We start from the raw sequence: 25,347 nt of genomic DNA on the forward strand, positions 1-25,347 counted from the left end.
TTCAGTTGATAACTATTTTTTTTGTTTGAATCTGAGTCTTATTCTGAATTCGGAGAACATACAGCCCGGCGGATAAATTTGCGATCGGCAACACTTCCTTAACACTGTTAACCATCCTATTAACCACCGTTTGGCCGGTTGTGTTCAGCAAAATAAGTTCGGTCGATGCACCAGGCAGTTGCCCGAACGAGACTGTTAATGTCGTTTGAGCGGGGTTCGGAAATATCGTTATAACAGGCAGGGCGGGTTCTGTCGCCGTGACGGTTCCCATCTCGAAGCGGCAGAGATAAACTTCCCGGCCCGTTAGCTCGATGGTCTGCTGCCACGATTTATAGCGGACCGTGAGACTGGTTTTTGCGCCCTCGGCAGCGTATGGATTTTGGGCAGCAATCAGGATTTTATTTTCCTTCACAACGCCCCGCCAAACGGGCAGTTGCCGGTCCATCAGGTCGCGGGCAGGCGTTTCAATAACCAGTTCGTAGCTCCCCTGAAACATGTCGGCAAAGCGCGATAGCCGGTACAGGCCGTGCGTAAAATGTTCGTAGGCTGCGTAGGTATCGGTGCGGGTAGCCGTAAGCGTTGGGTTCTCCCACAGCCACAGCCCGGCGGCTCCCGAAAAGAACGGAAAAATCGCCGTGGCTTCGGCCATAAACGGCTGAATAAACTGAAGGCCACTGCCCGAACTGTCATGGTAGCGAAGCCACACCCAGGGCACCACTGGCTTGTTGCTCCAGGCCCGGTTCACTTCAACCTGAAAAAGCAAATAGGCAAGGTAATCCTGGGCAAGCGGATTCGGGTAGTCGTAGTAATAATAGGCCGAAGGCGAGAGAGCGTCTAACTGGTCATAATACGGGCCGCCAATGCCGCGCCCGGTCGAATCCTGAACCAGATAATTCGTCCGGCTGAGGTTGGTTTTCCAGTCGGCCCAGGTAAAGGTGGGCACGTTCAGGTAGGCGTTCAGCACGGGCGTATCGGCATAGCTGCTCACGCTGATACCCGTGAGGTCGGCATGTTGACGAATGTACCGAAGACTCTCGGCGTACAGGTTCCGCATGGCTTTTTTATAGGCGGCCACAAAGTCGGCGTCGGACAGTTTACGATAGATTTCCGGCACGCGGGCATCGGATTTGATTTTCAGAATCCGGGCATCGGTTTCCAGAATCCGCTCGACATCCAGCGCCAGTCGATTGATGGGGAGAACATACAGCCCGGCGGCATTTTTCTGTCCCCCGGCTATATCCGACAAGAACCGGTCCCATTTGGCCCGGTAGGCATTGAGGTCATTTGCCCAGGGGCTTTCAATGGTTTCCCAGGGTTGGTTCAGGCCGGTGGCAACGCCATAATAGACCAACGCCCGTTGTTTCGCCTGCACCAGCGACCCATATTCACTGTCCTTAATATCAACTAAATGGCTAAACCCGTGCCGAAGCGGGCTGGCTTGCCCATCCGTAAAACGCGGACCACCGTAAATGACCGGAAAGGGCAGGGTGAAATTCGGGAATTTGTTCCACTCAATCTGGTTAGGCTGGCCAACGGGCGTGAAGGTGAGCCGGTCGGCGCATTGTTGCTGGGCGGTGGCTGATGGCCTGAGAAAAAGCCCAAACAGGGCCAACCCAATAAAGAAACTACCAAATGGAACCCGCATTGCTTGAAGTTTCGCCAAAACTACGGAATTTTAAGGGCGGAAAATTCTGCTTATAGATACCGGAGGCAGACCAGGTTTATCTTTGACTAAAATTTTCAGGCAGGATTACAGCATTTAGGTTCTATCAGAGACTGTCTAAATTTCGTAAAACCGAGCCAACAGAAATCTACTTTTTAGACAACCTCTCAAATCCCCGGTAATCCTGCCTGAAAAACTTGTCTTACCCGTCAACTGGCACAACAAAACTTATTAAACAACCCGTTATGAAAACCATCCGACTTCTGCTTATGTTCACCTTGCTGTTGAGCACCCTGACCCAGTGCAAAAAAGACGACGGCAACAACCCCGTTCCCACCGCAGCCTCTCAAACAGAATTATTAGTGGCTAATAACTGGCGGACGGTTCGCGTATTGACGCCCGATGGGCAGGAAATCAACAAAAACCGCCTGAATCTGGCCACGCAGGTGCTGTATGACCTCAATATGCAGTTTCGGAACAACGGCACCGTTCGTGCGCTCGACCCTAAGCAATCCAATTCGGTCATTAACGGCGGCACCTGGAAGCTCACCGCCGACAACCAATCCATCGACGTAGACGTATCGGGTTTCAGGGGAAACTTCCCCATCGTTCAACTCAATAAGAACAAACTCATCCTGCGCCAGCGGGCCCCTGTCGACGGTAAGGACGCCGACATTAACCTTGACTTTGACCCAACCCTTTAATGGTGAACGAGTGAATGAGTGAAAGGCTGGCGCAAGCAACGTTCACTCATTCACTCGTTCGCTCGCTTGTTGATTATGAAATTTGAAACCGAACCGGGCTTTTTTGTGGCTGCTGATGGCTGGGGCGACCCGGCAAATCGGCCCGTTCTGCTCCTGCATGGCGGAGGCCAAACCCGCCACTCCTGGGGCGATACGGCTCAGGTTCTGGCCGACGCGGGTTGGTATGCGCTGGCCCTCGATGCCCGTGGGCATGGCGACAGCGACTGGTCGGCAGAGGGGCAGTATAGCATTGAGTATCTGGCGAATGACCTGCGGGCCGTTTGTTCGCAACTCAGCCAGAAGCCCGCCCTCGTAGGGGCGTCGATGGGGGGCATGACCGCCCTGATTGCCGAAGGAGAACGATTACCTGGCACTGAATCCATTTGCTCAGCCATTGTTCTGGTCGATATTGCCCCGCGCACCGAGCAGAAAGGCATCGAGCGAATTTTTTCGTTTATGAGCCGAAATCAGGATGGATTTGCCTCACTGAGCGAAGCCGCCGAGGCTGTTGCCGCCTATCTCCCCCATCGGTCGCGGCCGTCGGACCATAGCCGGTTAGAAAAAAACTTACGGCAGCGCAACAGCTCGACCGGCGAACTGCGCTATTACTGGCATTGGGACCCTAAAATGCTGTCGGTCTGGCGGCAAAATACCGGCCCCGACCGACAGATAAGCAACGAAGAACGGCTCTACCTGGCTGCCCATGCCCTCACCGTGCCCACGCTCATTGTGCGCGGGGGCATCAGCGACGTAGTAAGCGAGAAAGTCATGGCCGAATTCTTAGATGCCGTTCCGCATGTGCAGAGCGTGAGCGTTGCCGACGCAGGCCACATGGTTGCAGGCGACTCGAATCATGCGTTTACGAAAGCAGTGATAAATTTTTTAATGAGTGAATTAGCGAATGAGCGAATGAGTGAATAATTTACGCTACCCTCTTCTATTCGCTCATTCGCTAATTCATTCATTAAATGCTGAAAAACTCCCCCCGTATCCTCACCGCCTGGACACTTTATGACTGGGCCAATTCGGTGCATTCCTTGGTGATTGTGTCCAGCATTTTCCCGGTTTATTTTTCGGCAACGGCCCTCAACGACGCGGGCGGGCCGATGATTGATTTCCTGGGCATTTCAATTAAAAACTCGGTGCTGTTTTCGTACACCATTTCGGCGGCTTTTCTGTTTACGGCCCTGCTCTCGCCCATTTGCTCGGCTATTGCCGACTACAGTGGCCGGAAGAAAACGTTCATGAAAGTCTTCTGTTATACGGGAGCCGTCAGTTGCAGTCTGCTGTATTTCTTCACCCAGGAAACCACCACCTTCGCCGTTATCTGCTTCTGGCTCAGCCTGATTGGCTGGAGCGGCAGTATCGTCTTCTACAACTCTTACCTGCCCGACATCGCCACCGAAGACCAGTATGACCGGCTGAGTGCGCGGGGGTTTTCGATGGGGTATCTGGGCAGCGTGCTTCTGATGGTATTCAACCTGCTGGTGATTCTAAAACGCGACTGGTTTGGTAACATCTCCGAAGCAATGGCCTCCCGGATTGCTTTCCTGACAGTGGGCCTGTGGTGGGTCGGTTTTGCACAAATACCGTTTAGCCGCCTGCCCAACGCGGTCCGACGTTTCGGCCTCAAAAAGGGCGTAGCAACGAGTGGTAATTATCTACTCAACGGCTTCAACGAGTTGCGCCACGTATGGACCGAGTTGCAGGAGCGGCCCTTAGCCAAGCGGTTTTTAGTCGCATTTTTTGTGTATAACATGGCCGTGCAGACGGTGATGTACGTGGCCACAATTTTCGGGAGCGCCGAGTTGAAACTGCCCGGTCAGAGTCTGATCATCACCATTCTGCTGATTCAGTTAGTAGCGATTCCGGGGGCCTATGGATTCTCACGGCTGTCGGGCCGGATTGGCAACACCTACGCTCTCATGACGGCCGTTGTCATCTGGATTGGCGTTTGCACAGCCGCTTATTACGTGCAAACCGAGTCGCAGTTTTTCGGGCTGGCAGCCATTGTAGGGCTGGTGATGGGCGGCATTCAGTCGCTGTCGCGCTCGACCTATTCCAAACTCATTCCGGCTACCACCGACACGGCTTCGTATTTCAGCTTCTACGACGTAACCGAAAAAACGTCCATCGTGTTGGGCACGTTGGTGTATGGCCTGATTGAGCAGCTCACCGGTAGTATGCGGAACAGCATACTGGCTCTGCTCGTGTTGTTTGTCATTGGTTTCGTGTTACTGTGGCGCATTCCCTCACAAAAAGTTTATCGCGTTCATTTGGAGAACGCAGAAGTTTTGTAAGTTTGTACTCCCTTCGGGAATAACTAATTGACAATGTAAAATGAATAATGTAACTGCATCGACGCGGACATTTTCCATTATACATTATCCATTATCCATTGTAAAAAGGAGGTTAGCTCAGTTGGTTCAGAGCGCTGCTTTGACAGAGCAGAGGTCAGCGGTTCGAGCCCGCTACTTCCTACTAAAAAAACCTCGAGATCGGGCTGATTTCGAGGTTTTTTTATGACTAATTGTATCTGCACTGTATCTCGTTTTCACGTATGTGGATACGGTCAATGTATCTGATTTGTTATAAGGGTATGCTCCCCTCATAATGTAATTACACTTTCATCCCCCGCTACGTTACGCACTTTCAGCCAGAGTGGATGGACCTTACTCTGACTTATGCCCTCACAGAATTGGCCAGTCTTTTTGCCGTTTAGTAGCACGAAGCCTTTCTTATTAATTTTTAGGTCAACATCACTTTGCCAGGCACTGGCTTTCTGCGTACAATCCAGGCTCAGGTACTCAATCAAGTCAAGCCCTTCATCGCTAATCGTGATGGGCTTGAATTTGGTGGCTTTCTTCCTGCTTTTTGTCGTCACGACCCTATTTGAACTTTCATAAAAACTGAATACAAAAGACTTATATTTCTATACTCTTTCTTGATTTTTGTCGAGCCGCAACTGTTAGGGTATGTTTTCTGTCGGACGGGACCCGCCCCACCTGTTTAACCCGGCTAAAAGGGGGCATTTGCTGTGTCAGCGGAAACCTGAAAATGGCAGCCTAAACTTAACCTCTGAGACGTGCGGCCTACCGACCGAATTCGTCCTGCGAGCACTTTATTGACCCCACTCAACGCCCGACAAAGGACTAATAGTGAACCAATTAGGCGAAAATGGTGAGTAGCCTCACCCTTATACCTTTTATCCGTTGGGCTGCAAACCTTCCTGCGGGGCGTGCTCGCTGTCTCCAGAAAGTTGCCCCACGCGAATCGAACAACAACGCACAATCCAATTTTATGCCAATGGGCGATGAAAAATAATGCGCTTCATCTGATTTATCCAACCGCCCTTTCAGGGACTTGTAGTTTTTTATCAAAAAAACAGCGTAAATATCCCCAATATTCTTTCTTAATATTTTTATCATCTTGCCTAATCAACTCCACATAAATTAAGAATGATAGAACAAAGGAACCAAATAGTATTAAAAGTTCTAAAGTGTGGCTATCATTCTTAATAATAATGAACCTCACAGAATCAAAAATAACAAAAAACCAGATACAAAACACCGACGAATATATCAGTGCAAGCCCTTTATCATGCCACATTGAAAAGTAACCAAAAAGCTTTCTGCCTCGTGAAGCTCTACTGCCAAATGTACCTTCTCGCGACTCATTCATTAATAGTTCTATCTCTTTTGCCCGGCCAACATAGGCGTCATAAATTTCGGTATTTCTTTGGTCATAATATAGAATTCCTAATGTTACCACTAAGCCAAATAATCCAATGGTGATACTTTGGCTTGGTGAGTTTTTTATTTCAGTAAACTTAAATGCTATCACGGTTGCAATAGGTAAAAATCCTAATAGCTTAAATCGTATTTCCGATAAATGGAAAATATATTTGACAGTATTTTCATAATCAATTTTTAAACGGTCGAATTCCTGAGTTTCCATATTATTTTGTTATTTTGTCTTTCTTGTCAAGTTGCGGCTACCAGGGCGTTTGCCCTGTCACAAACCACTTGTCTAACTTGTCCAACCCGGCCAAGCGGGGCGTTCAACCTGTCGCAAGCAAGCCCGAAATGAAAGCCAAAGGTCCACCTGTCGGAGACGTATACTCTGTCGCCCGGAGCCTGCACACACGAACTTTTTTTAACCCTGTTTGGCACGCCCAACGCCCGAAAGGGCTGATGGGCAACAAGTTACTTGCCTGAACGCGAGACACTTCCGACCTTTACACCTTTTCCATTGTTGGGCTGAACCTCTCCTTCCGGACGTGCTACCTGTCGCCCGACAGGCCGCCCACGCGAAGCGAATCAACCAACGTCGTAAGAACTGACGGAGCAAATTATCTACTGCACCCGCACCATTCGACGGTAAAGTTCTACTGTTTTGATTTTTTTGTACACCGAATCTGCCTTCTTGTCAGCTTCCAGGTACATCTTGTCTTCGTGGATTTTCTTATAGGCTTCGGCACTGGGCCAAACGCCCTCGAAGAAATAGCGATATTTTTCTCCTCCTTCACTTTGAACTTTGTAAAGGGAATAGCCCGCGTCTTTGTACCCTAAGCGTTCAATGGCGGTGTTCATTTCTTTGAGTGATGCGGCCAATTCGGCTTCGGTTACGCCTTCTGGCATATCGAAAAGGTGAATACTTTTAATTTGAGCAGTTGAAGCCTTTTGGGCTTGCGCCTGTGCCACCGTTACAAGGCTGAATAACAGGCAGCAAAGGATGATTGACGTAAGATTCTTTTTCATCTTTTTCATGTTTTGCGCTTACTCTAAATTGGTTTTCGGCATCCCCATTTCAGAAATCACTTTTCAAGCATCATCTTATAACGTTTGGCCTGTCAGGGAGATGCTTTTTAGCCTTGCCTATCGGGACGTTTGCCCTGTCAGCCGAAAGCTGGAAATGGAAGCCTAAAAACCTGACCTCTGGGACGTGCAACCTATCGCCCGAACGCTGGCACACAAACACTTAATGGACTCGCACCCAACACCCACAACTGTTGATGGTGAGCAAGATACTCAAGACTGGCATATGAGTTAAGCGATATATTTAACAACACCCGTGTCAAAGGACACAAACTCGGCTGTTCGCCTTAGCCAAGCTGAAATGACAGATGCAGTAGCGGTCAGTTTTTGAGCCGCCTGAACAGCTTCTTCGCTCTCCCACCGGATTAGCATTAACCAATGTTCGGCGCCAAGATGAATCAATTCAGTGCTAATATGTCCTTGAAGCGTATGTGTGAATTTTTCAACCTCAGCTCTTCCTTCCAGGAATGCAGCTACATTCTCTGGTTTTACATTTAGCCGAATTACTTCAATGGCTTGATTAACTGTAAAATGTGTTGCCATATAGTTGACTTTAACGGACCTGATATTTTGACTGTCGGGGCAACTCCCCTGTCACACGAACGCTGAAATATAACGCCAAATTTAACTTGTCAAGGCGTTTCTCCTGTTAGCCGAAACCTGCTTTGCAAACCTAAACCTGCCTGTCGGGACGTGCTCCCTGTCGTCGGTAAACCAGACATTCATCAGGCCCTAATAGTCTCACTTTGGAAAATCAGGGTGTGCCTTTATTTTCCGAATTTGCCTTAAATGTCTATCGACATGACCGTAGTGGATAATATATTGCTGAACTACATCTTCTTGGTATTTATCATCAAATGGCCTGAAATATAATCTAAAGTTTTTGTCAGAATGACTTATCGAATTGATGATTTCATCATATTTAATATTGAATATTTTAAGATTATTACCGTCAGTAATTAAGCCGGTAGGAACTGTGTGGTCAGGTGACGTGTGTGGTCTTTGTTCATAAATGAATGAGGTAACTGCACTATCTGAAAGACTTTTTTTGGCCAGTTCCTGATTCTCACCCAGAAAAAAAGAATATCGTACATTCTGTTGGGTAAGTAAAGACCAATTGTAGAGGTGTTCCATTACCTGAGCAATATTCCATCGGCTGGTTTCTTCCTTAAAATTCCATTGTTTGGAGCTAAGAGTAACCGTTTACTTGTTAATCTCCTCCCGGGTTCTACGGTAGTTATCAATTAGTTTTTTCTTGTCGTCTTCTGACCAAGATTTTATTTGTGCATCTGAGGATAGATGAAACAAGAGTAGAACGCCTAACAAATGAATGATTTTCATACTGGTAATGGTTAAAGAAACAGCGATGTAATTGTGCGTTAAAACAAGAACATTGTATAGCAAATTTGTCAAGACAATTGGCTTGTAGACCGCAACTCTCCTAACGTGTCCAAAGCCTGCCTGTTAGGGAAGTGCAAGTTGTCGCCGGAACACTGGCACCCATGCCTTTTTTAACTGCCTGTTCGGTTCACCCAACACCCGCAGGGGTTGATGGCGGGCGAGTTATCCACCTGAACGCACGTACTTTCGACTTTTACATCCTCGCCTTTGTTGGGCTAACCGCTGTCATTCGGGACGTGCGGCCTGTCGCCGGGAAGCTGCCTTTCACACTTTTATGCTTCTATGTTCCACCCAACGACCGCAGGGGTTGATGGCGCGTAGCGCACATTTACACCCCTGCCCGGTTGGGCTGAAAACGCTGACCTTGCGGCCTGCTGCCTATCGACCGAAAAATACCCTACGCGGAGCGCACAATGCACAATCAACGTTTTTCGGCTTGGCGATGTTGCAGATTTTTAGCACTAAAGTTCAATAGAATTCCTAATACTATGCCTTGCACAAATGCTTCACAGAAGTAATTCAGCCGTCATATTGCCAAACCGATTTTAGCGGTTAGTTATTTATTTTTTCGTCTTTGTTGGGATTTCTCGTTTGTCACTAATTTATACTTGACCCGACATAGCTGCTATATAATAGTTTGAAGCATAAACACCAAGTAAAACAAATAAAACTTCTGGCTTTTTGTCATACGAAATATCATAATTGTAATGAAGTTTACCCCAATTGAATTTCGGGTCAAACTGAATTAGTTTTTCTTCCGCTTTGTTTTCAATTACGTATCTGTTGTGAAATACCCCTTTGGCTTTAAAAATAAATTCCTGTCCATCTTGAAAGGTCACTACAATTTGTCCTTTCCAATTCAATTGCAAATTGGCTATTTCCATTTCGTTCTTCGTTACGATAATGCTTGTTCCGAAGAAACCAACAGATTTAATTTCGTATGAATCAGAATTTGTCAAAGTAATTTCAGCATTATAAGAAAATAGACTCTTATAGGTTAGTTGTCCTAACAATCCTCCATTGTCAATCAACTGAAATGTTTTTTTGTCTGTGCATTCTACTTTCATTTTATTTTTTTGTTTATGTTTCTTTTGTGTCGAACAAATATATCGTCCGTTACAATGACCGCTAACTCGCCGATTTACGCACTTTCAACACAAAATACGCACTTCGCATTTCGTATTGCTGTAGTATTCCGTATTCTTGCCTAATCGGGGCGTTCCCTATGTCACAGAGAACCCGCCGAACAAGCAAAAAACCTGACCGCTGGGACGTGCGACCTGTCGCCCGAAACGCCGAAATGGAAACACTGCTTTTACGAACCACCCAACAGAGTATTGTACGCAATATTGCAGAACTACTTATGGTAGATTATCAGTCGCTTTGGACTATGCAATTTCCTGACAGCCGTTGTTGCGTCGGTTCACAAGTAAAGGAATAAGTTAGCTATAAAACTTCCAAATTATGTTTTGGCGAATTGAGCAAACGGGTGTTATAATTTTCAGTGCAACGATTTAGCTATTCGCTTTACTCACTGGATGATTTGGCGAGATTTGATGAGTGAGAGAACAACAACTGGTTTATCGACAGTTCGGGTTCGTACCGAAGGCAAGCTAAAAAGTTTGACCAGAGACCTTATTAATCTACAATTTAGGTATCGCTATCAGTATGTAGACACCAGCAATCAGGTAATGACTCCTGAAGGTTGCTCATGAAACTAAACTAAGCACAGTAGTATTTGGTAAAACCAAATCTATTCCCCCATAGTTGCACCATGAATTCTCACAGCCAATATCAATCCAAGCGCACGTTCTGCTTCTGGCAGACGGCGGGGCATGATATTGACTAAAGAAAAACATACGTTTTTGTCAAAATCCCCCTGTCGCATCCAAATCGGCAGGGGGATTTTCATTTTATCCATATCAAGAAATTAATCTATCAAGTCCGGTATGCTCTACGGCGGGGCAACAGTCTGCAAAACTGTCGGAACTGACGGTCGGCCGACAGCGGCCGACTCCAGTACTGGACTCCATGATGCTTTAGCTCAGTTGGTTAGAGCTTCTCACCGCACGGGCGGCCCCGTTTTAATGAGAAGGCCCTGGGTTCGAGTCCCGCATCACCATGGAACTGTTACCAAGATGGTCAAGGTGCTGGTCTGAAAAACCAGTTATGCCAGTTCGGGTCTGACCGGTTCCACAACTATATAAGTAACTCAGTGGGTAGAGAAGCGAATTCGAATCCGCAAGTCGGGGTGGTCAGCCGTTGCCGGTCAATCCCTTCCTGGTATGTCCAAAGGCCTCATAGTTCAATTGAAAGAGCGTCAGGTTTCGGCCCTGAAGGCTGGCACAGAGACGCCTATGCGGTTCGAGTCTCTCCGAGGTCACCACATTTATTGGGGTGTAGTATACGGGTGGTAGGGAAGTTTTGCCGGGCCAACAAGGCCCTATTTAACGATTTTGTACATCATCCCGTCTGGCTTCGTAAACAGATACATTTCCCCAAAGGCATCCTGCCCAATCCGCAAATCTGCTTTAGTGTCTTTGCTAAGTTCTTTCAGCGTTGTTTGTTTACCATCTATTCTGAGCGGGAACTCATGGATGGTGGCCTGCGAACCTTCCTTAATTTCCTTAAGATTTACGTAGAAAACCCTTCCCCTGACAATTTCCCCAAAAATATATTTGCCCTGTAGTTGAGGCACCTGGCTGCCCGTGTATTCAAAGCCGCCCATAATGGCGTTCCCTTCATCGTGGTCGAATTGAGCCACCGGGTAAGAATACCCATACGTCGCATCATTTTTGGGCAGAGAATACACGCGGTTCGTGTTGGCCGGGGATTCTATCAGAAACGTTCCTTCCCGATCAGGCCATCCGTAGTTTTTGGCGGGCTTTAGCAGATAAAGCGACTCGACCTGCCGCTGGCCTATGTTGGAAACGAGGATCCGGCCTTCTTTAGTCCAGGAAATGCGGTTGGGATTTCGAAAGCCGCCCGCATACACTTCATCTAACCCGTCTTTATCGACGTAGGGGTTGGATTTCGGAATGCCGTATTGGCCATTTTTACTGGTTCTGCCCGTAGGATTTATCCGAACTACTTTGCCCCAGATATGATTTTTGTTTCTGGGAATAAACGGATACCCCTGCTCAACGGCACCGCCATCGCCTATGCCAATGTACAGCAACCCATAATCGGGATCGGTTGGCGTTGCATAGGGATTAAAGGCAATTTCCTGCATGCCATGAATCTGGCCGACTACGTTGATCCGAAGCAGTTCACGGGGCTTTCCCGAAAAAACCCTCGAATCGGGGTGTTCCACCGTCCATTCGGTAACGACCCATTGAAGCTGAACGGGAATGCTGTCGGCATACGCAAAATCGGCTTTTACGGCATTGCCCGGCTCAGAATGGGTCGTATAAAAAAGTCGGTTTTTAGCGTAGTCCGGATGAAAGGCAAAGCTGCCTAAACCCGTGGCGAAGCCGGGTGAACTGGTAAAGTTTTTAAACTGATTCGTTACGTCAAAATACACTTCCGGCTGGTTAGCGCCAGTCAATATGTAGATTTTCCCCTGTAGATCGGCCACCAGCATTTCCTTCGTGATCGGATGAAACCCCATCTTATTAATTCGGGTGCGGGGCAGCGTTTCCCTGGTAAATGGGAATTGGGTGACTTTTTGTAGATTTAGACTGATAGCCGACCTAACTATTGAGGGGATAACAGGGTTTTCCAGGGCTTTTTTGCCGGAAGAAATATAACGTTCAGGAGCGGGCTTTTCAAGAATGAAGGCAATCAAATTATCAATTTCCGTTGACTTTAGGTGCTTAAAATCGGGCATAACGCTGCCAAATTTTTTGAATTTATCGAACGCACGGGCCACCCGCGCATCAATCATGGCTTTGGGGCTTTTAATAAATTCAGTCAGGTAATGTTCATCAACAACTTCTTTCAGTCCGCCAAGCTGGGGACCAATACCGTCCTGCTTAAAATTATGGCAACTGGTACAATTCACGTCAAAAAGTTTTTCGCCCTTACGCGCATCCTGGGCCAATGAATGTTCGCATCGCAGCAGAACAATCGACCACAAAACAACAAGCCAGAATAACGAAGAAAGAGATGGGGTACAGTGTTTCATACTGTCTAAAGCGGTGATTGACCAGTTTTACTAATCAAAACGAGTAATGGCGGCTGCAATCAGGCAGGGAGTTAACCCGTTGAGCTTACAAATCCATCCGAACCTGATTAGGTAACCCGCCTTCTCTGCTTTTAAAAGTAGCTCAATTGATTTCTAAACCCAACCTACTGATGAATACGACACGTCGGCGTTTTTTGCGAAATTCGGCCCTAACCGTTACGGGAGCCGGACTAATCAGCCTCCCAACGGTGGAGGCCGTTGCCAGCCAGCGAAGACCGGTTTCGCCCAATGATAAAATTCAGATTGGGCTGATTGGCTGCAACGGCATGGGCTGGTCAGACCTCCGCTCGCACCTGCTTATGAGCGATGTGGAATGTGTGGCCTTAGCGGATGTGGATCAGCGTGTGCTCGATAAACGGGCAGCCGATGTTCAGACCATGCAGCACAACCGGCCCCAGCTTTTCAAGGATTACCGGAAACTGCTGGAAATCAAGGATATCGATGCCGTCATTATTGGAACACCAGACCATTGGCACTGCATGGCCATGATTGATGCGGTGTCTGCCGGAAAGCATGTTTATGTTGAAAAACCCTTAGCCAACAGCATCGAAGAATGTAATCTAATGCTGGCGGCTGCCCGCAAATACAACAAAATTGTGCAGGTGGGGCAGTGGCAACGGAGTGGTTCGCATTACGAAAAAGCCATTGACTACATTCGTTCGGGCAAACTGGGCAACATTCGCTTAGTGAAGGTTTGGGCGTATCAGGGCTGGATGAACCCCGTTCCCGTTCGCCCCGACAGTGCGCCCCCCGCTGGCGTTGACTACGCTATGTGGCTGGGGCCAGCCCCGAAACGGCCGTTTAATCCCAACCGATTTCATTTTAATTTCCGCTGGTTCTGGGATTATGCCGGAGGACTGATGACGGACTGGGGCGTCCACGAAATTGACATTGCGCTCTATGCCATGAATGCCAAAGCTCCCAAATCGGTGATGGCGTCGGGCGGAAAACTCGCCTACCCCGATGATGCCTCCGAAACACCCGATACCCTGCAGGCGGTTTATGAATACGATGGCTTCAATATGCTCTGGGAACATGCCACGGGTATTGACGGGGGCAACTACGGGCGTACGGAGGGTATTGCCTTCATTGGTAATAATGCCACGCTTGTGCTGAATCGGGATGGCTGGTCGCTGCTGCCCGAAACGGAAACGAAGAACGGCATTAAGGTGTATAAACTTGACGATATTCCCGATCAGGCCCGTACTGGGGAGTACCTGAACGAACATACCAAAAACTTCATTCAGGCCATTAAAGCCAATGATGCCGGTCTGCTTAAATGCGGCATTGAAACGGGCAGCATTGCCGCTATTAATGCCCACATGGGCAACATTGCCTACAAAACGGGCCGGAAGGTGTATTGGGACGTTGCAACAAAGGGCTTCAGGAATGACCCACAGGCCAATGCTCTGCTGAGTGCTCATTATCATAACGGCTGGAAGTTGCCGGTCGTTTGATGACTCGTTATCCGTAATTTCCCAAATGTCAACTTCATGCCCCTCTCCTACGCCAAACACTTCGGCCTGTTTCGCAACCCGGCGGTTCGGCGGGAACTCCAATCGCTTGACCCCGTTGGTGATCACCAGCGCATGGTGCATTTGCTGACGGCCTACGAATTCCCGTTCGACATTACCCGCGCCCTCGAGCTGGCCCTGTTTCATACCTACGCCAGTCCGCGCGTATCGGGTCTGCTGGCCCAAACGGGCGAGTTTGAGCGCCACGGCCAGAAACGATACGACGACACGAGCCGCCTGATTTCGGAGTTTATGGAGTCGGGCTACGACAGCGACAAAGGCGGGCGGGCTATTGCCCACATGAACCACATTCACGGCCACTATCGCATCGACAACGCCGATTTTCTGTTTGTGCTGGCCACGTTTGTTTTCTACCCCATCGACTGGATCCATCGCTACGGCTGGCGGCAGCTCACGCCTTCGGAAGAACTGGCGGTGTTCTATTTTTTTCGGGAAGTTGGTCGGCGGATGAACCTGCGCGATCTGCCCGACAGCATGGCCGGTTTGCGGGCCTTCACGAACGCCTATGAAGACCGCTATTTTCGCTACACCGACAGCAACCGGAAAATTGCCGACGCAACGGTAACGATTGTTCAGGGCTGGTTTCCCCGATTTCTGCACCCGCTGGTACAGCCCACGTTTGCGGCCCTTATTACCGATAAACTACGGCTGGCGTTTGGGTATGACCGGCCAGCCGGCTGGTTTACGGCATTGACCACGGGCGCCCTTTGGCTTCGCAAATGGCCCCTGCGCTGGATTACCTTCAAGCCGTATCCATCGCTGGTTGAGAAGACCACTTTCCGCTATTACCCCGATGGCCCGCCTGAGATTGAGGCTGTAGGGCCGAAAATTTCTACTAACTAATCTAAGTTACATGAAAGAAGATTGATTTAAAAGACAATCCCCATTCAACAGAATCAAGCCTCATAAGCTGGCGAGATCGGTGAGCGCCGGAATTCATTGGGCGTTATACCTACGTATTTCTTAAAGAACTGGCTGAAATTAGGCTGATCGGCAAAGCCAATAATCTGACTGATCTCCTGCAGGCTCCAGTTGGTTTGAACCAGCAACGCTTTACTTTCTTCCACTAAGCGATTTTTGATGAGCGTGCTAATGGGTTGCCCGGTATGCTTTTTCACTAACCCGTTCAGGTAACTGGGGTTAAGGTTGAGTTTCCGGGCATACTCCTGGGCCGTTCGTATCCGGATGGGCTTGTCTATGTTCGCCAGGTTGGTTTCTTTTTCCAGCAGTTCAAAAAAATTATACACATGCCGATACTCATTGGTAATCTCGCCGGTTGGGGCATAATCGGTCCCTTTGAGGCTTTCAACCAGCACGAGCTGAACATAGGCCTGCATAGCTTCTTCGGCCAGTTCCCCGCCCGAGGCCGCTTCGGCTTTCATCTGGGTGAGCAGCTTATGAATCATCCGGGTCGACTCTTCTGAAAGGCGAAGTATCTTTTTCTGGGTAAAAAACCGGTATCAGTCAATGACCAATTTCAGCGAGGGGTGCTGATCCAGATATCGCTTTTTGAACATGCAGAAGATACCCCCGCCTACCGTTTCGGGCGCATTGCGCCAGCATACAATTTCATTGGGGTGCAAAAACAGAATGGTTCGTTCGTCAATGTTGTAGGTATCCTTGCCCAGGGTTTGGCAACCCGTGCCGCTGGTCATGAGCATGATCTTGTAGAAATCGCGCCGGTTCGGCGACAGGTAGTTGTCACAGCCACTTTTTTCACGGTCCACGACTTTAATGTTCCAGTCTTCGTAGTAGAGTCGGCTCACCGGTGTGGTGCCGGGCGGTAGCAGGGATGGCATATCGTACACCATCGTGATGGGCTGTGCTTCGGCGGTCCGCCGTGGTCGTGTTTTCATAACTTTAACAGATAGATTTCAGTCTACGATACGTGTTCTTTCAGAAGCTATCTAAAAACCCCTAAATCCCCTAAAGGGGACTTTGCTCACTCTCAGATAAAGTCCCCTTTAGGGGATTTAGGGGTTTTTAGGCTGAGAAAAAACTAATTTTCAGACAATCTCTTAATTTGTAACCGTTTCTAATAGCCTTCTGGAACCCTAAATTCCACCCAATAACGGCAAAACTGGGCCTATAATGCAAAAAGAACCGCTCAACTTCATTTCTGATTAAAAAATGCGCTTTTCATAAAAAATGCTTTGGTTTTGCTATAAAACCGCCAATCCCTTTTGGGTAAGTTTGCGGACTAAAAGCAATACGTTTTACTACGCTGGTGCTTTTCTATAAGACGTTTCCTACGGTCTACAGTTATACAAAACTGGGGCAGTTCGATAATCCAGCCGGACTTGAGCGTGCGCTGGCTCTTTCGGCAGTGTGATGGTCAGTTTTAACCTGCCATAGACCAAACGTCACCAGTCGCCTTCGGGCATTGGGGCAAAGCCAATAGTTTTCTCACGTTAAAAGAAACTTGCTATATGGATGAGACTGAAAACATAGAGGATGAGGCAACCCATTCAACGTCATCCCGGCGGATTTTTCTGAAGCAATCCTCCGCGCTGGCTGCGCTGGTCATGACTCCACCAGCCGCCCTGGCTGCTGTCGACAACAGATTGGACGAAAAAGTAGCGGCTGCCGTTGAGCAAATGCCGCTTCAGCTAACGATTAACGGAACTGCGCGTCAACTCGCCATTGAACCTCGGGTTACCTTACTGGACCTGCTGCGTGAACAACTCCACCTGACAGGCACTAAGAAAGGCTGTGACCACGGTCAATGCGGAGCTTGCACGGTCCACGTCGATGGTACGCGGGTGAACGCCTGCCTGACACTGGCCCTCACCACGGAAGGCTGCCAGATAACGACCATTGAGGGCCTGGCCGACGGCGACCCCATTACGGGTCGGCTGCATCCGATGCAGGAGGCTTTTATCAGGCACGATGGCTTGCAGTGCGGCTATTGTACCCCAGGCCAGATCATGTCGGCGATAGCCTGCATCCGGGAAGGTCACGCCGACAGTCCCGACGAAATTCGGGAGTACATGAGCGGCAACATCTGCCGCTGTGGGGCGTATTCCAATATTGTCGACGCGATTGTCGACGTAAAAAAGAGAGGGCATAAAGTATGAATCCGTTTCAATTCACGCGGGTTACGACCCCTGAAGCAGCCGTTTCGGCCATTACGAAAGAAAGTGGCACCTATTTTCTGGCGGGCGGCACTAACCTCATCGACCTGATGAAGCGCGGGGTCGTCATTCCCGAACGGCTGGTCGATATTAACAAGCTGCCACTGGCCACGATTGAAAAAACAGCAACTGGTCTGCGAATCGGGGCGATGGCCAAAAACTCGACTGTTGCCGATAACGAGCTGGTCAAAAAGCAGTTCCCCCTGTTGTCGATGGCCCTAAACGCGGGGGCCTCAGCGCAGCTACGGAACATGGCGACCATTGGCGGCAACATGATGCAGCGCACACGCTGCTCATATTTCTACGACAATTCGATGCCGTGCAACAAGCGCAGCCCCGTGCAGGCGGGTCCCGATAAAGGACAACCTAACGGACCAACGGGTTGTGGAGCCATCGGCGGTTTCAACCGAATGCACGCCATTTTTGGCGCATCCAACAAGTGCATTGCCGTTCACCCCAGCGACATGTGCATCGCCCTGGTAGCACTGGATGCGACGGTGAACGTATCCGGCCCGAAGGGCAACCGAAAAATTCCGTTTATTGACTTTCACCGACTTCCTGGCGATACGCCCCAAAAAGACAACACGCTGCTGCCCGGCGAACTAATTATGTCGGTGGATTTGCCGACGAATCGATTCGCTGACAACTCCTACTACCTGAAAGTACGTGACCGGGCTTCGTATGCCTTCGCGCTGGTTTCGGTGGGTGTGGGTCTACAACTGAAAGGTACCACTATTTTGGACGTTAGGCTGGCGATGGGTGGGGTGGCGCATAAACCCTGGCGACTGACTGAAGCCGAGCAGTTTCTGAAGGGAAAACCGGCGACTGAAGCCAATTTCAAACAGGCGGCTGCGCTGGCCATGAAGGGCGCGAAAGGATACGGCGAGAACGACTTTAAACTAACGCTGGCCCCCAATTCCATTATTGACGCGCTGACAATCGCCACTAAAACCGCCTGATCATGACCAAAGACACGAAAAACCCGCCTATTGACCGGGTCGCGCCAGACCGGGTCGCGCCAGACCGGGTCGTGCCAGACCGCGTGGATGCACGGATGAAAGTGACCGGCGGAGCCAACTACTTCGCTGATTTTGAACTGCCCAATATGACTTATTGTGTCCTTGTCGGCAGTGAAATTGCTAAAGGCACCGTCACCAGCTTAGACACCAAAAAAGCGCAGGGCGCACCGGGTGTGCTGGGCGTATTTACGCATCAGAACATGCCGCCCATTCCGGGCTGGGATGCCCCTGTTGGCGGTGAAGCGGATGGACCAGCCCCCAAACCCAGGACCGAAGAGACTTACCGCATCCTGAGCAGCCCGAAGATTCTCTTCGATGGGCAACCCATCGCCATCGTGGTAGCCGACACCTACGAGCGGGCCACCTACGCGGCTTCGCTCGTCAAGGCCACCTACAAAAAACAGACGGCCCGTACCGACTTGTCGAAACACATTGCCGAGGGCATTTCGCCTAAAGGGTCTGAGGGAGGCAATTATTTGCGGGGAAAAGCCGACGCCTATCAATCCGCTCCAGTCACGCTGGAGGCTAATTACACCATTCCTATCGAGGTGCATAATCCGATGGAGCTGCACGGTATTGTGGCCCACTGGACCGGACCGGATATGCTACTGATCTATGCCAAAACGCAGGGAGTGAATGCCACGCAGCAGGCGATGGCCGAAGCCTTTAAGCTCAACCCCAAAAATATCCACGTACATACTGAGTTTATGGGGGGCGGCTTTGGCATGGGTCTCAGGACCTGGCCCCAGGAAACAGCGGTGGTGGCCATTGCCCGAAAAATTGGCCGTCCCCTGAAGCTGGTCGTGAACCGCAGTCAGATGTTTACGCTGGTGGGTCACCGTCCCCACACGGTACAGACTATTCAGATGGGTGCTGATACCAACGGCAAGCTGGTCGGCATTGCCCACGCGGCTACCGCCGAAACGGCCAGCTACGAAGACTTCACCGAAGCGACCGTCAACATGACCAAGTTTATGTACGCCTGCCCCAATGTGAGCACCCGCTATCGTATCGTGCGGCTCGACCGGAGCGTACCCATCTGGATGCGGGGTCCCGGCGAAGCGACGGGCGCGTTTGCGCTGGAATCGGCAATGGACGAAATGGCCCACAAACTGAAGCTGGACCCCATCGAGTTTCGCCTGCGAAATTATACCGAAACCGACCCTGAACATAACCGGCCTTATTCGAGCAAGCACCTGAAAGAAGCTTACCAACGTGGAGCGGAAGCCATTGGCTGGAGCAAGCGAAAAAACGAACCGGGTAGTTTGCGTGAGGGCGACTGGCTGGTTGGTTACGGTATGAGCACGGGTACGTTCAACGCTTTCCGCTGGGAAGCCAGCGCCCGTGTCCTGCTCAAAGCCGACGGCTCGCTGACGGTGCAGAGCGCGGTGACCGACATTGGGCCGGGAACGGGAACGGCCCTGACGATGATTGCTCACAACGTACTGGCTGTGCCGCTGAATCGTATCAGGGTCGAATACGGCGATACGTCGTTGCCAAAGGCGCCAAGTCAGGGTGGCTCGGCCATTGTTTCGGCGGTAGGGTCGGCGGTGTTCGATGCCTGTACCAGCACAAAAAACACGTTGATCGAATTGGCAACGAAAGACGGCGGTCCCCTGGCCGGTCGTCAGGCGGATGAGTTGACGGTAACGGATGGCGTACTTTCTGTTGAAAAAGAGCCGGGCAAAAAAGTGGCCGTAAGCGAGTTGATGCAGGCCAATAACCTGACCGTGATTGACAAAACGAAAGAGTCGAAAGGTGGGCCGGAACTTCAGAACTACTCAATGTATTCGTTTTCGGTGCATTTTGTGCAGGTGCGGGTCAACCCGCTAACGGGCGTGGTGCGTGTGACCAAAGCCGTTAGTGTGGCGGATTCAGGCCGGATCATCAGTCCTAAAACGGCGGCCAGTCAGATGATTGGCGGAGTAACGGGTGGCATCGGCATGGCCCTGACCGAAGAAGCGGTCATCGACCACCGGTTTGGCCGTTTCGTCAATAATAACCTGGCCGATTATCACGTAGCGGTGCACGCCGACGTACCGGCCATCGAAACGATTATGATCGACAAGCCCGACCCGATCATCAACCCGATGGGCGCGAAAGGGATGGGCGAAATTGCCCTGATCGGATTTGCCGGAGCGGTAGCCAACGCGGTCTTCAATGCCACCGGTCAGCGGATCCGGGACCTGCCTATTACACCCGATAAGCTGCTGCGTCCAGCTTAAGCAGCCACGAAAGGGGTTTACAACAGCCAAATTGAGTAAAGATATGCCGCCTGAATCAGTGAGTAATGCTATTTTCCAACGGATGCGGGCGGGTGAGCCGCTCCGAAAAGATGATCCCGACTATGAAAAATTTACGGCCGTCGTTTCGCGAACCATCCGGCTCTGTGTGGAAATGAACGCAACGGCCACCGACGTTGACCAGGTACGTAGCCAGCTAAGCACCATAACGGGCACCGAGATTGACGAATCGACAGCGATTTTTCCACCCTTTCATACCAACTTCGGCTTGTTTATCCGGTTGGGTAAAAACGTGTTTATCAACCATGCCTGCTCTTTTCTGGACATAGGCGGGATCACCCTGGAAGATGACGTTCAGATTGGTCCGAGAGTCAACCTTACCTCCGAGAATCATCCGCTCGATCCGGGCGACCGCAAAACGGTTATCCCCGGAGCCATTGTCATCAAACGGAATGCCTGGATTGGCGCTGGAGCCACCATCCTGCCCGGAGTTACAGTCGGGGAAAACGCCATCGTGGCCGCAGGGGCCGTCGTAAGCCGGAATGTACCACCCAATACCGTCGTTGCCGGCATACCGGCAAAGGTGGTGAAGACCTTGTAATCGAAACAACAGAAAGACGAACCATACGGTCATGAAAAATTCAATCGACAACAAAACAACCCGCTTTTCGGGTCATCCGGTAGCCAATCCGCCGATAATCGGCATGGCCCTCAACATCCTGTTGCTGTTGGTCGCCCTGGTCACTATTTCTCCTTCGGCCCTGGGACAGACCGGTAACGCCGTGACGGGTCCGCAGGCAGCAACGCGAGGCCCCGCTGCCACCTTTACGGGGACCGTTTGGGTGACGAGCCTTGTCCCCAATGACGCTATTTATACGACTGTGGCTGGCAGTGTCGCCTTTGAGCCGGGAGCCCGCTCTTTCTGGCACTCTCACCCAACCGGGCAGCTACTTATTGTCACCGATGGGGTTGGCTACCACCAGATAAAAGGGGAACCAAAGCAACTGATTCGGAAAGGCGACGTGGTTAAATGCCCGCCCAATGTGATTCACTGGCACGGAGCAAGCCCCGGAAGCAGGATGACCCACCTGTATATTATTCCGAATACGGACAAAGGCATCGTCAAGTGGTTACAGGCCGTCACGGATGCGGAATATGGGCAAAAATAAGTAGGCGAGGTGTTTTTAAATAGAAGCGAATTATGAAGTCAACAATCCATCAGACACCGATCTTGCCGAAGGGCGATCCGGCTCCTGAAGACTATTTTACCGGAAAAGCCTGGGCAAAGTACTTAGTTCCAGACCACGACAAACTCCATGTTATGGTGCTCAATGTCGACTTTGAAGCCGGTGCCCGCAATTACTGGCACAGCCATCCCGGTGGGCAAATTCTCATTGCTACGGCGGGAACAGACTACTATCAGGAACGGGGTAAGCCCATACAGGTACTGCAAAAAGGAGATGTAGTGCCGATCCTACCCGATATTGAACACTGGCACGGAGCCTCTCCCGACAGTGAATTTACCCACATTGCCATTAACACCAATACCGATAAAGGCATTGTGGTATGGCTGGACCGGGTAACCGATGAAGAATACCCGAATTCGACAGAAGAGGTTTAAACCGGCTGCCCGCTTTCGCTTAGATTACCCAGTAGCTACAGACATCGGTGACCGAGGTCACGTTGTTGCTATCCAGCTTTTTTGTGGGTATTTCAGCCGGGCAACTCCTCTACGGTCCGTTGCGGGAAGGGTTTAGCCGCAAAATTATCCAATTTCAGTAATTACGTTGACGTTTGAGACCGGCACATAGCGAGTAGCCATCCGCCAGATAGACTGATTCCGCTTTTTGCTTATACTTACCCTATTTTTAAACAGGCGCTTAAACCAATTCCTTTTTCGAGCGCAGCCACTCCGGTTTGGTGGTCACCACTGTGGCTTTCAATTCGTTGAGCATCGCGTAGAGACCGTAGTATGTTCGGTTAACGTATAGCCCATCCTGCGACCCCCGCGCCACTTTCGAGTTCTTCAACTCCTGCACGTTCGCCAGCCCCTCGGCAAAGGCATACACTTTGTTAAAGTAGGCGTCATCGCCAAAATTAAACGAATCAACGGCAAAAGGTTCGGCCAGCATGAGCGTCATTTCTTTGAATAAATCTGAGAAAAAAAGGCGCTCTTTGGGCGAATCAGCGGGGGTCAGGAATTCCAGATTGTTAAAAATCGCTTCGGTCAACTCAGGGTCTTCGAGCGTATCGGGGTTGACGAGCCGGAAGTAATTCTCGTAGTAAAACTCAGGAATCACCTTCACGCAGCCAAAGTCGATCACGCCCAGGGTGCCATCGGGCCGCATCAGGAAATTGCCGGGGTGCGGGTCGGCATGAACCTGCCGGAGGGTATGAATCTGGAAATCATAAAAATCCCATAAGGCTTGCCCAATGCGGTTGCGCGCATCCTGAGACGGGTTCGTTTTCAGAAATTCTTTCAGGTGCAGGCCGTCGAGCCAGTCCATTGTCAGGATGCGTTTCGACGAAAATTCGGGGTAGTATTTTGGGAATACCAAATCGGGAAGATGGGCGCAGGCTTCCGAAATTTCGATGGACCGTTTCAATTCCAAATCGTAGTCGGTTTCTTCCAGCAGTTTCGATTCTACTTCGCCCATGTAGCGGTCAATGTCGCGCTCATTCAGATTCAGCAACCTCACAGCCAGTGGCTTGGCGATTTTCAAATCGGAACTGACAGCATCGGCCACGCCGGGATACTGCACTTTGACGGCTAATTTCCGGCCATTTTTCCAGGCTACATGCACCTGCCCGATGCTGGCGGCATTCACCGCTTCACTATCGAATTTATCGAACAGTTGCGAAGGAGACTTCCCAAAATACGTTCTGAATGTCTTAACGACCAACGGCCCCGACAACGGCGGAGCCGAATATTGCGCCATCGTAAATTTATCCGAATAAGCCACGGGCAACAGGCCCCGGTCCATACTCAGCATCTGCGCCATTTTGAGCGCCGAGCCTTTCAGTTCACTCAGGGCGTCATAGATGTCGGCGGCATTGTCTTTATGGAGTTCATCTTTCGACAGACCCGGATCAAGCAGCTTTTTGCTGTAATGCTTTATATAATTCCCGCCAACTTTAACCCCAGCCTTTACAAACTGACTGGCACGGGCAACTTTAGTGGTCGGAACGGATGTTTGGCTTTTCATAGGTAGTTGCAGGGTGCAGGGAGCAAGGGGCGGGGCTGTGACCCTGCTCCCTGCACCGCGCCCCCTGCTATTTATTTTGGTACATAAACCTGGCGAAGTCGAAGAGAGTATCTAAGGGCGAACGTCCGATGAGGTCGAAGGCGGTGTTCACGGATTTTTCGATGGCCGTGTCGGTTTTTTCAAAGTTTTTACTCACGTCGCGCACCCAGAAATCAAGTAAGTAGAGCGTTTGCATCCAGAGCGCATTGGGGTAACGGTCAGTCACAAACGGGCGCGGCTCCACTTCTTTGCTTTCGCGGCCCTCGGCCAGCAAATCGCGGACGTAGTCGAAAAATACGTCTTTGAACGGGTTAAAAACAGATGGCTGTGTTCGTAATCGCCTTGCTCTCTGCCCGTTTTTTTCATCCCGCAACTGCCCGTAACTATACACCACGAAACTGCGCTGGGCTTTCAGCAACTCGATCCAGGTGTAATAAAACGCCAGCAGCTTTTCGCGAACGGAGTAGCCCTGATACGTTTCGTCGGCCTCAACGGTGGCTTTGGCCTCCGTAAAGAACGTCAGCCAGATGTCGGCCTCAATCGCGTTGAAGGATGAATATTCCTGATAGAAGTCGGCTTCGGCGATTTTAAGTTTTTTAGCAAACTGGAAGACGGAGATGGGTTGTTTTCCGTTTTCAAGAACGTAGTCAGTGTACGCCTTACGGATTTTTTCGAGGGTTTCCATACACCTGAACAACGGCGGGTTGATCGAAAAAGTTTATGCGTTTAACGCCAGGGAAGGCCAACTAACTTCCCTTTTTTTCCCGAACTTTGGCATTAATTTACCGGGCAGCAGGTTCCTGTCTCTATTCTACCCGTCGTCATGAACAAGACAAACATAGGTGTGTGTGGCCTTCTTCTTGTGGGGCTGTTAACAAGCGTTCAAAGTTTTGGCCAGTATTATCCGGGCGGCAGCATGAGTGGCCGCCGGATGGGTGGCATGGGCGGAGACCCCACGATGTCGAACAGTCAGCGGGCATCGGTACCCAACATTGCCGGTGCACTGGCTCAGAAGGAAACCAAGTGGCTGAAGGAAAATCTGTCGCTGACGAAAGATCAATTGAAGGCGGTCAAAAACCTTAACAACGACTATGGCGACCAGCAGCAGGATGCCATCAAAGACATTCTGGGCACCGGCGGTGGGCGTCCTTCGCCCGAAGCGGTGAAACAGGTTCAGGATATGATGCTGATGCTCAACGAAGAAAAAGAAGATAAACTCAAACCGATTCTAACCCCGGAACAATGGGCGCTGTATCAATCAAAAAAAGATGTGATGACGAAAGAAATTGGTGGCTGGCGGCCACCTGCGCCTAAAAAAGATTCATTAAGTAAGGCAGGCAATCAGCCGTAATGTCATTTTT

General features: G+C 50.2%; 26 protein-coding genes and 3 tRNA genes. 16 read left to right on the forward strand and 13 right to left on the reverse strand.

All coding sequences use genetic code 11. The features are described 5' to 3' along the window. Nucleotide 1 precedes the first annotated feature (1 nt). A complete protein-coding gene (locus ACYVI1_RS00680) occupies nt 2–1,645 on the reverse strand; it encodes a T9SS type A sorting domain-containing protein (RefSeq protein WP_460905511.1) in 1,644 nt (547 codons plus the stop codon). Between the two features lie 263 nt (nt 1,646–1,908). Here ACYVI1_RS00680 and ACYVI1_RS00685 point away from each other — a divergent pair, with 263 nt between their 5' ends. From ACYVI1_RS00685 to ACYVI1_RS00700, 4 genes are all read left to right on the forward strand, one after another. Then, nucleotides 1,909–2,367: a hypothetical protein gene (locus ACYVI1_RS00685; protein WP_460905514.1), complete on the forward strand. Its 459-nt coding sequence runs from the start codon at nt 1,909–1,911 to the stop codon at nt 2,365–2,367. Nucleotides 2,368–2,442: 75 nt separating this feature from the next. Then, a complete protein-coding gene (locus ACYVI1_RS00690) occupies nt 2,443–3,327 on the forward strand; it encodes an alpha/beta fold hydrolase (RefSeq protein WP_460905516.1) in 885 nt (294 codons plus the stop codon). Between the two features lie 47 nt (nt 3,328–3,374). After that, nucleotides 3,375–4,706, forward strand: a complete 1,332-nt coding sequence (locus tag ACYVI1_RS00695) for an MFS transporter (protein WP_460905519.1) — start codon at nt 3,375–3,377, stop codon at nt 4,704–4,706. A 106-nt stretch (nt 4,707–4,812) separates the two neighbouring features. Continuing rightward, nucleotides 4,813–4,887, forward strand: a tRNA-Val gene (locus tag ACYVI1_RS00700). Between the two features lie 127 nt (nt 4,888–5,014). Here the strand turns inward: ACYVI1_RS00700 and ACYVI1_RS00705 are convergent. The 5 genes from ACYVI1_RS00705 to ACYVI1_RS00725 form a co-directional block, all read right to left on the reverse strand. Next, on the reverse strand, nt 5,015–5,290 hold the full coding sequence (locus ACYVI1_RS00705; RefSeq protein ID WP_460905522.1) for a hypothetical protein: 276 nt from the start codon (nt 5,288–5,290) through the stop codon (nt 5,015–5,017). 455 nt (nt 5,291–5,745) lie between these two features. Then, nucleotides 5,746–6,363, reverse strand: coding sequence for a hypothetical protein (locus ACYVI1_RS00710; RefSeq protein WP_460905525.1), 618 nt, complete (start codon nt 6,361–6,363; stop codon nt 5,746–5,748). A 398-nt stretch (nt 6,364–6,761) separates the two neighbouring features. Then, entirely contained in the window at nt 6,762–7,175 is a 414-nt protein-coding gene (locus ACYVI1_RS00715) for a hypothetical protein (protein WP_460905527.1), read from the reverse strand. A 279-nt stretch (nt 7,176–7,454) separates the two neighbouring features. Then, nucleotides 7,455–7,766 (reverse strand): antibiotic biosynthesis monooxygenase, encoded by a 312-nt coding sequence (locus ACYVI1_RS00720; protein WP_460905530.1) that lies wholly within the window; start codon nt 7,764–7,766, stop codon nt 7,455–7,457. Between the two features lie 198 nt (nt 7,767–7,964). Further along, the gene (locus ACYVI1_RS00725) at nt 7,965–8,357 is read right to left on the reverse strand and encodes a hypothetical protein (RefSeq protein WP_460905532.1); all 393 of its coding nucleotides are present in this window, start codon (nt 8,355–8,357) and stop codon (nt 7,965–7,967) included. Nucleotides 8,358–8,725: 368 nt separating this feature from the next. Between ACYVI1_RS00725 and ACYVI1_RS00730 the strand changes: the two genes are divergently transcribed. Next, nucleotides 8,726–8,935 (forward strand): hypothetical protein, encoded by a 210-nt coding sequence (locus ACYVI1_RS00730; RefSeq protein WP_460905535.1) that lies wholly within the window; start codon nt 8,726–8,728, stop codon nt 8,933–8,935. A 291-nt stretch (nt 8,936–9,226) separates the two neighbouring features. On the opposite strand, the gene ACYVI1_RS00735 is transcribed toward ACYVI1_RS00730, so the two are convergent. Continuing rightward, the gene (locus ACYVI1_RS00735) at nt 9,227–9,691 is read right to left on the reverse strand and encodes a hypothetical protein (protein ID WP_460905538.1); all 465 of its coding nucleotides are present in this window, start codon (nt 9,689–9,691) and stop codon (nt 9,227–9,229) included. A gap of 686 nt (nt 9,692–10,377) precedes the next feature. Continuing rightward, entirely contained in the window at nt 10,378–10,545 is a 168-nt protein-coding gene (locus tag ACYVI1_RS00740) for a hypothetical protein (RefSeq protein WP_460905541.1), read from the reverse strand. 21 nt (nt 10,546–10,566) lie between these two features. On the opposite strand from ACYVI1_RS00740, the gene ACYVI1_RS00745 reads away from it, so the two are divergent. Further along, nucleotides 10,567–10,656 (forward strand) — tRNA-Cys (locus ACYVI1_RS00745). A 91-nt stretch (nt 10,657–10,747) separates the two neighbouring features. Further along, nucleotides 10,748–10,820: transfer RNA gene (locus ACYVI1_RS00750), tRNA-Phe, on the forward strand. Between the two features lie 247 nt (nt 10,821–11,067). Here the strand turns inward: ACYVI1_RS00750 and ACYVI1_RS00755 are convergent. Next, complete coding sequence (locus tag ACYVI1_RS00755) at nt 11,068–12,750, reverse strand: PQQ-dependent sugar dehydrogenase (protein WP_460905543.1); 1,683 nt, start codon at nt 12,748–12,750, stop codon at nt 11,068–11,070. Nucleotides 12,751–12,920: 170 nt separating this feature from the next. Here ACYVI1_RS00755 and ACYVI1_RS00760 point away from each other — a divergent pair, with 170 nt between their 5' ends. Next, complete coding sequence (locus ACYVI1_RS00760) at nt 12,921–14,267, forward strand: Gfo/Idh/MocA family protein (RefSeq protein WP_460905546.1); 1,347 nt, start codon at nt 12,921–12,923, stop codon at nt 14,265–14,267. 36 nt (nt 14,268–14,303) lie between these two features. Beyond that, the gene (locus ACYVI1_RS00765) at nt 14,304–15,188 is read left to right on the forward strand and encodes an oxygenase MpaB family protein (RefSeq protein WP_460905549.1); all 885 of its coding nucleotides are present in this window, start codon (nt 14,304–14,306) and stop codon (nt 15,186–15,188) included. Between the two features lie 53 nt (nt 15,189–15,241). Here ACYVI1_RS00765 and ACYVI1_RS00770 read toward each other — a convergent pair whose 3' ends face one another. Both ACYVI1_RS00770 and ACYVI1_RS00775 read right to left on the reverse strand, forming a co-directional pair. Then, nucleotides 15,242–15,751, reverse strand: coding sequence for a helix-turn-helix domain-containing protein (locus ACYVI1_RS00770; protein WP_460905552.1), 510 nt, complete (start codon nt 15,749–15,751; stop codon nt 15,242–15,244). 54 nt (nt 15,752–15,805) lie between these two features. Continuing rightward, on the reverse strand, nt 15,806–16,201 hold the full coding sequence (locus ACYVI1_RS00775; RefSeq protein ID WP_460905555.1) for an AraC family ligand binding domain-containing protein: 396 nt from the start codon (nt 16,199–16,201) through the stop codon (nt 15,806–15,808). 573 nt (nt 16,202–16,774) lie between these two features. Between ACYVI1_RS00775 and ACYVI1_RS00780 the strand changes: the two genes are divergently transcribed. From ACYVI1_RS00780 to ACYVI1_RS00805, 6 genes are read left to right on the forward strand one after another with little or no spacing between them, the layout of a single operon-like run. Further along, nucleotides 16,775–17,422, forward strand: a complete 648-nt coding sequence (locus tag ACYVI1_RS00780) for a (2Fe-2S)-binding protein (protein ID WP_460905558.1) — start codon at nt 16,775–16,777, stop codon at nt 17,420–17,422. Next, nucleotides 17,419–18,438 carry an FAD binding domain-containing protein gene (locus tag ACYVI1_RS00785; RefSeq protein WP_460905561.1) on the forward strand — a complete coding sequence of 340 codons (1,020 nt, stop codon included), beginning with the start codon at nt 17,419–17,421 and terminating at the stop codon, nt 18,436–18,438. Before ACYVI1_RS00780 ends, ACYVI1_RS00785 begins: the two co-directional genes overlap by 4 nt. 2 nt (nt 18,439–18,440) lie before the next feature. Beyond that, nucleotides 18,441–20,723 (forward strand): xanthine dehydrogenase family protein molybdopterin-binding subunit, encoded by a 2,283-nt coding sequence (locus ACYVI1_RS00790; RefSeq protein ID WP_460905564.1) that lies wholly within the window; start codon nt 18,441–18,443, stop codon nt 20,721–20,723. Nucleotides 20,724–20,766: 43 nt separating this feature from the next. Further along, complete coding sequence (locus tag ACYVI1_RS00795) at nt 20,767–21,342, forward strand: DapH/DapD/GlmU-related protein (protein ID WP_460905566.1); 576 nt, start codon at nt 20,767–20,769, stop codon at nt 21,340–21,342. Nucleotides 21,343–21,373: 31 nt separating this feature from the next. Further along, nucleotides 21,374–21,910 (forward strand): (R)-mandelonitrile lyase, encoded by a 537-nt coding sequence (locus tag ACYVI1_RS00800; protein ID WP_460905569.1) that lies wholly within the window; start codon nt 21,374–21,376, stop codon nt 21,908–21,910. 32 nt (nt 21,911–21,942) lie between these two features. Beyond that, nucleotides 21,943–22,362, forward strand: coding sequence for a cupin domain-containing protein (locus ACYVI1_RS00805; protein ID WP_460905572.1), 420 nt, complete (start codon nt 21,943–21,945; stop codon nt 22,360–22,362). A gap of 259 nt (nt 22,363–22,621) precedes the next feature. On the opposite strand, the gene ACYVI1_RS00810 is transcribed toward ACYVI1_RS00805, so the two are convergent. Together ACYVI1_RS00810 and ACYVI1_RS00815 are read right to left on the reverse strand one after the other, a co-directional pair. Next, complete coding sequence (locus ACYVI1_RS00810) at nt 22,622–23,947, reverse strand: ABC1 kinase family protein (RefSeq protein WP_460905575.1); 1,326 nt, start codon at nt 23,945–23,947, stop codon at nt 22,622–22,624. Between the two features lie 67 nt (nt 23,948–24,014). Continuing rightward, a complete protein-coding gene (locus tag ACYVI1_RS00815; RefSeq protein WP_460905577.1) occupies nt 24,015–24,671 on the reverse strand; it encodes a TetR/AcrR family transcriptional regulator in 657 nt (218 codons plus the stop codon). Between the two features lie 138 nt (nt 24,672–24,809). On the opposite strand from ACYVI1_RS00815, the gene ACYVI1_RS00820 reads away from it, so the two are divergent. Next, complete coding sequence (locus tag ACYVI1_RS00820; protein WP_460905580.1) at nt 24,810–25,337, forward strand: hypothetical protein; 528 nt, start codon at nt 24,810–24,812, stop codon at nt 25,335–25,337. Nucleotides 25,338–25,347 lie beyond the last annotated feature (10 nt).

Source organism: Spirosoma areae (genome assembly GCF_054781775.1).

Coding starts and splice junctions, on each gene's coding strand:
- ACYVI1_RS00680 (WP_460905511.1), bottom strand. CDS start 1,645: ATGCGGGTTCCATTTGGTAGTTTCTTTATTGGGTTGGCCCTGTTTGGG.
- ACYVI1_RS00685 (WP_460905514.1), top strand. CDS start 1,909: ATGAAAACCATCCGACTTCTGCTTATGTTCACCTTGCTGTTGAGCACC.
- ACYVI1_RS00690 (WP_460905516.1), top strand. CDS start 2,443: ATGAAATTTGAAACCGAACCGGGCTTTTTTGTGGCTGCTGATGGCTGG.
- ACYVI1_RS00695 (WP_460905519.1), top strand. CDS start 3,375: ATGCTGAAAAACTCCCCCCGTATCCTCACCGCCTGGACACTTTATGAC.
- ACYVI1_RS00710 (WP_460905525.1), bottom strand. CDS start 6,363: ATGGAAACTCAGGAATTCGACCGTTTAAAAATTGATTATGAAAATACT.
- ACYVI1_RS00715 (WP_460905527.1), bottom strand. CDS start 7,175: ATGAAAAAGATGAAAAAGAATCTTACGTCAATCATCCTTTGCTGCCTG.
- ACYVI1_RS00720 (WP_460905530.1), bottom strand. CDS start 7,766: ATGGCAACACATTTTACAGTTAATCAAGCCATTGAAGTAATTCGGCTA.
- ACYVI1_RS00725 (WP_460905532.1), bottom strand. CDS start 8,357: ATGGAACACCTCTACAATTGGTCTTTACTTACCCAACAGAATGTACGA.
- ACYVI1_RS00730 (WP_460905535.1), top strand. CDS start 8,726: ATGCCTTTTTTAACTGCCTGTTCGGTTCACCCAACACCCGCAGGGGTT.
- ACYVI1_RS00735 (WP_460905538.1), bottom strand. CDS start 9,691: ATGAAAGTAGAATGCACAGACAAAAAAACATTTCAGTTGATTGACAAT.
- ACYVI1_RS00740 (WP_460905541.1), bottom strand. CDS start 10,545: ATGGATAAAATGAAAATCCCCCTGCCGATTTGGATGCGACAGGGGGAT.
- ACYVI1_RS00755 (WP_460905543.1), bottom strand. CDS start 12,750: ATGAAACACTGTACCCCATCTCTTTCTTCGTTATTCTGGCTTGTTGTT.
- ACYVI1_RS00760 (WP_460905546.1), top strand. CDS start 12,921: ATGAATACGACACGTCGGCGTTTTTTGCGAAATTCGGCCCTAACCGTT.
- ACYVI1_RS00765 (WP_460905549.1), top strand. CDS start 14,304: ATGCCCCTCTCCTACGCCAAACACTTCGGCCTGTTTCGCAACCCGGCG.
- ACYVI1_RS00770 (WP_460905552.1), bottom strand. CDS start 15,751: ATGATTCATAAGCTGCTCACCCAGATGAAAGCCGAAGCGGCCTCGGGC.
- ACYVI1_RS00775 (WP_460905555.1), bottom strand. CDS start 16,201: ATGAAAACACGACCACGGCGGACCGCCGAAGCACAGCCCATCACGATG.
- ACYVI1_RS00780 (WP_460905558.1), top strand. CDS start 16,775: ATGGATGAGACTGAAAACATAGAGGATGAGGCAACCCATTCAACGTCA.
- ACYVI1_RS00785 (WP_460905561.1), top strand. CDS start 17,419: ATGAATCCGTTTCAATTCACGCGGGTTACGACCCCTGAAGCAGCCGTT.
- ACYVI1_RS00790 (WP_460905564.1), top strand. CDS start 18,441: ATGACCAAAGACACGAAAAACCCGCCTATTGACCGGGTCGCGCCAGAC.
- ACYVI1_RS00795 (WP_460905566.1), top strand. CDS start 20,767: ATGCCGCCTGAATCAGTGAGTAATGCTATTTTCCAACGGATGCGGGCG.
- ACYVI1_RS00800 (WP_460905569.1), top strand. CDS start 21,374: ATGAAAAATTCAATCGACAACAAAACAACCCGCTTTTCGGGTCATCCG.
- ACYVI1_RS00805 (WP_460905572.1), top strand. CDS start 21,943: ATGAAGTCAACAATCCATCAGACACCGATCTTGCCGAAGGGCGATCCG.
- ACYVI1_RS00810 (WP_460905575.1), bottom strand. CDS start 23,947: ATGAAAAGCCAAACATCCGTTCCGACCACTAAAGTTGCCCGTGCCAGT.
- ACYVI1_RS00815 (WP_460905577.1), bottom strand. CDS start 24,671: ATGGAAACCCTCGAAAAAATCCGTAAGGCGTACACTGACTACGTTCTT.
- ACYVI1_RS00820 (WP_460905580.1), top strand. CDS start 24,810: ATGAACAAGACAAACATAGGTGTGTGTGGCCTTCTTCTTGTGGGGCTG.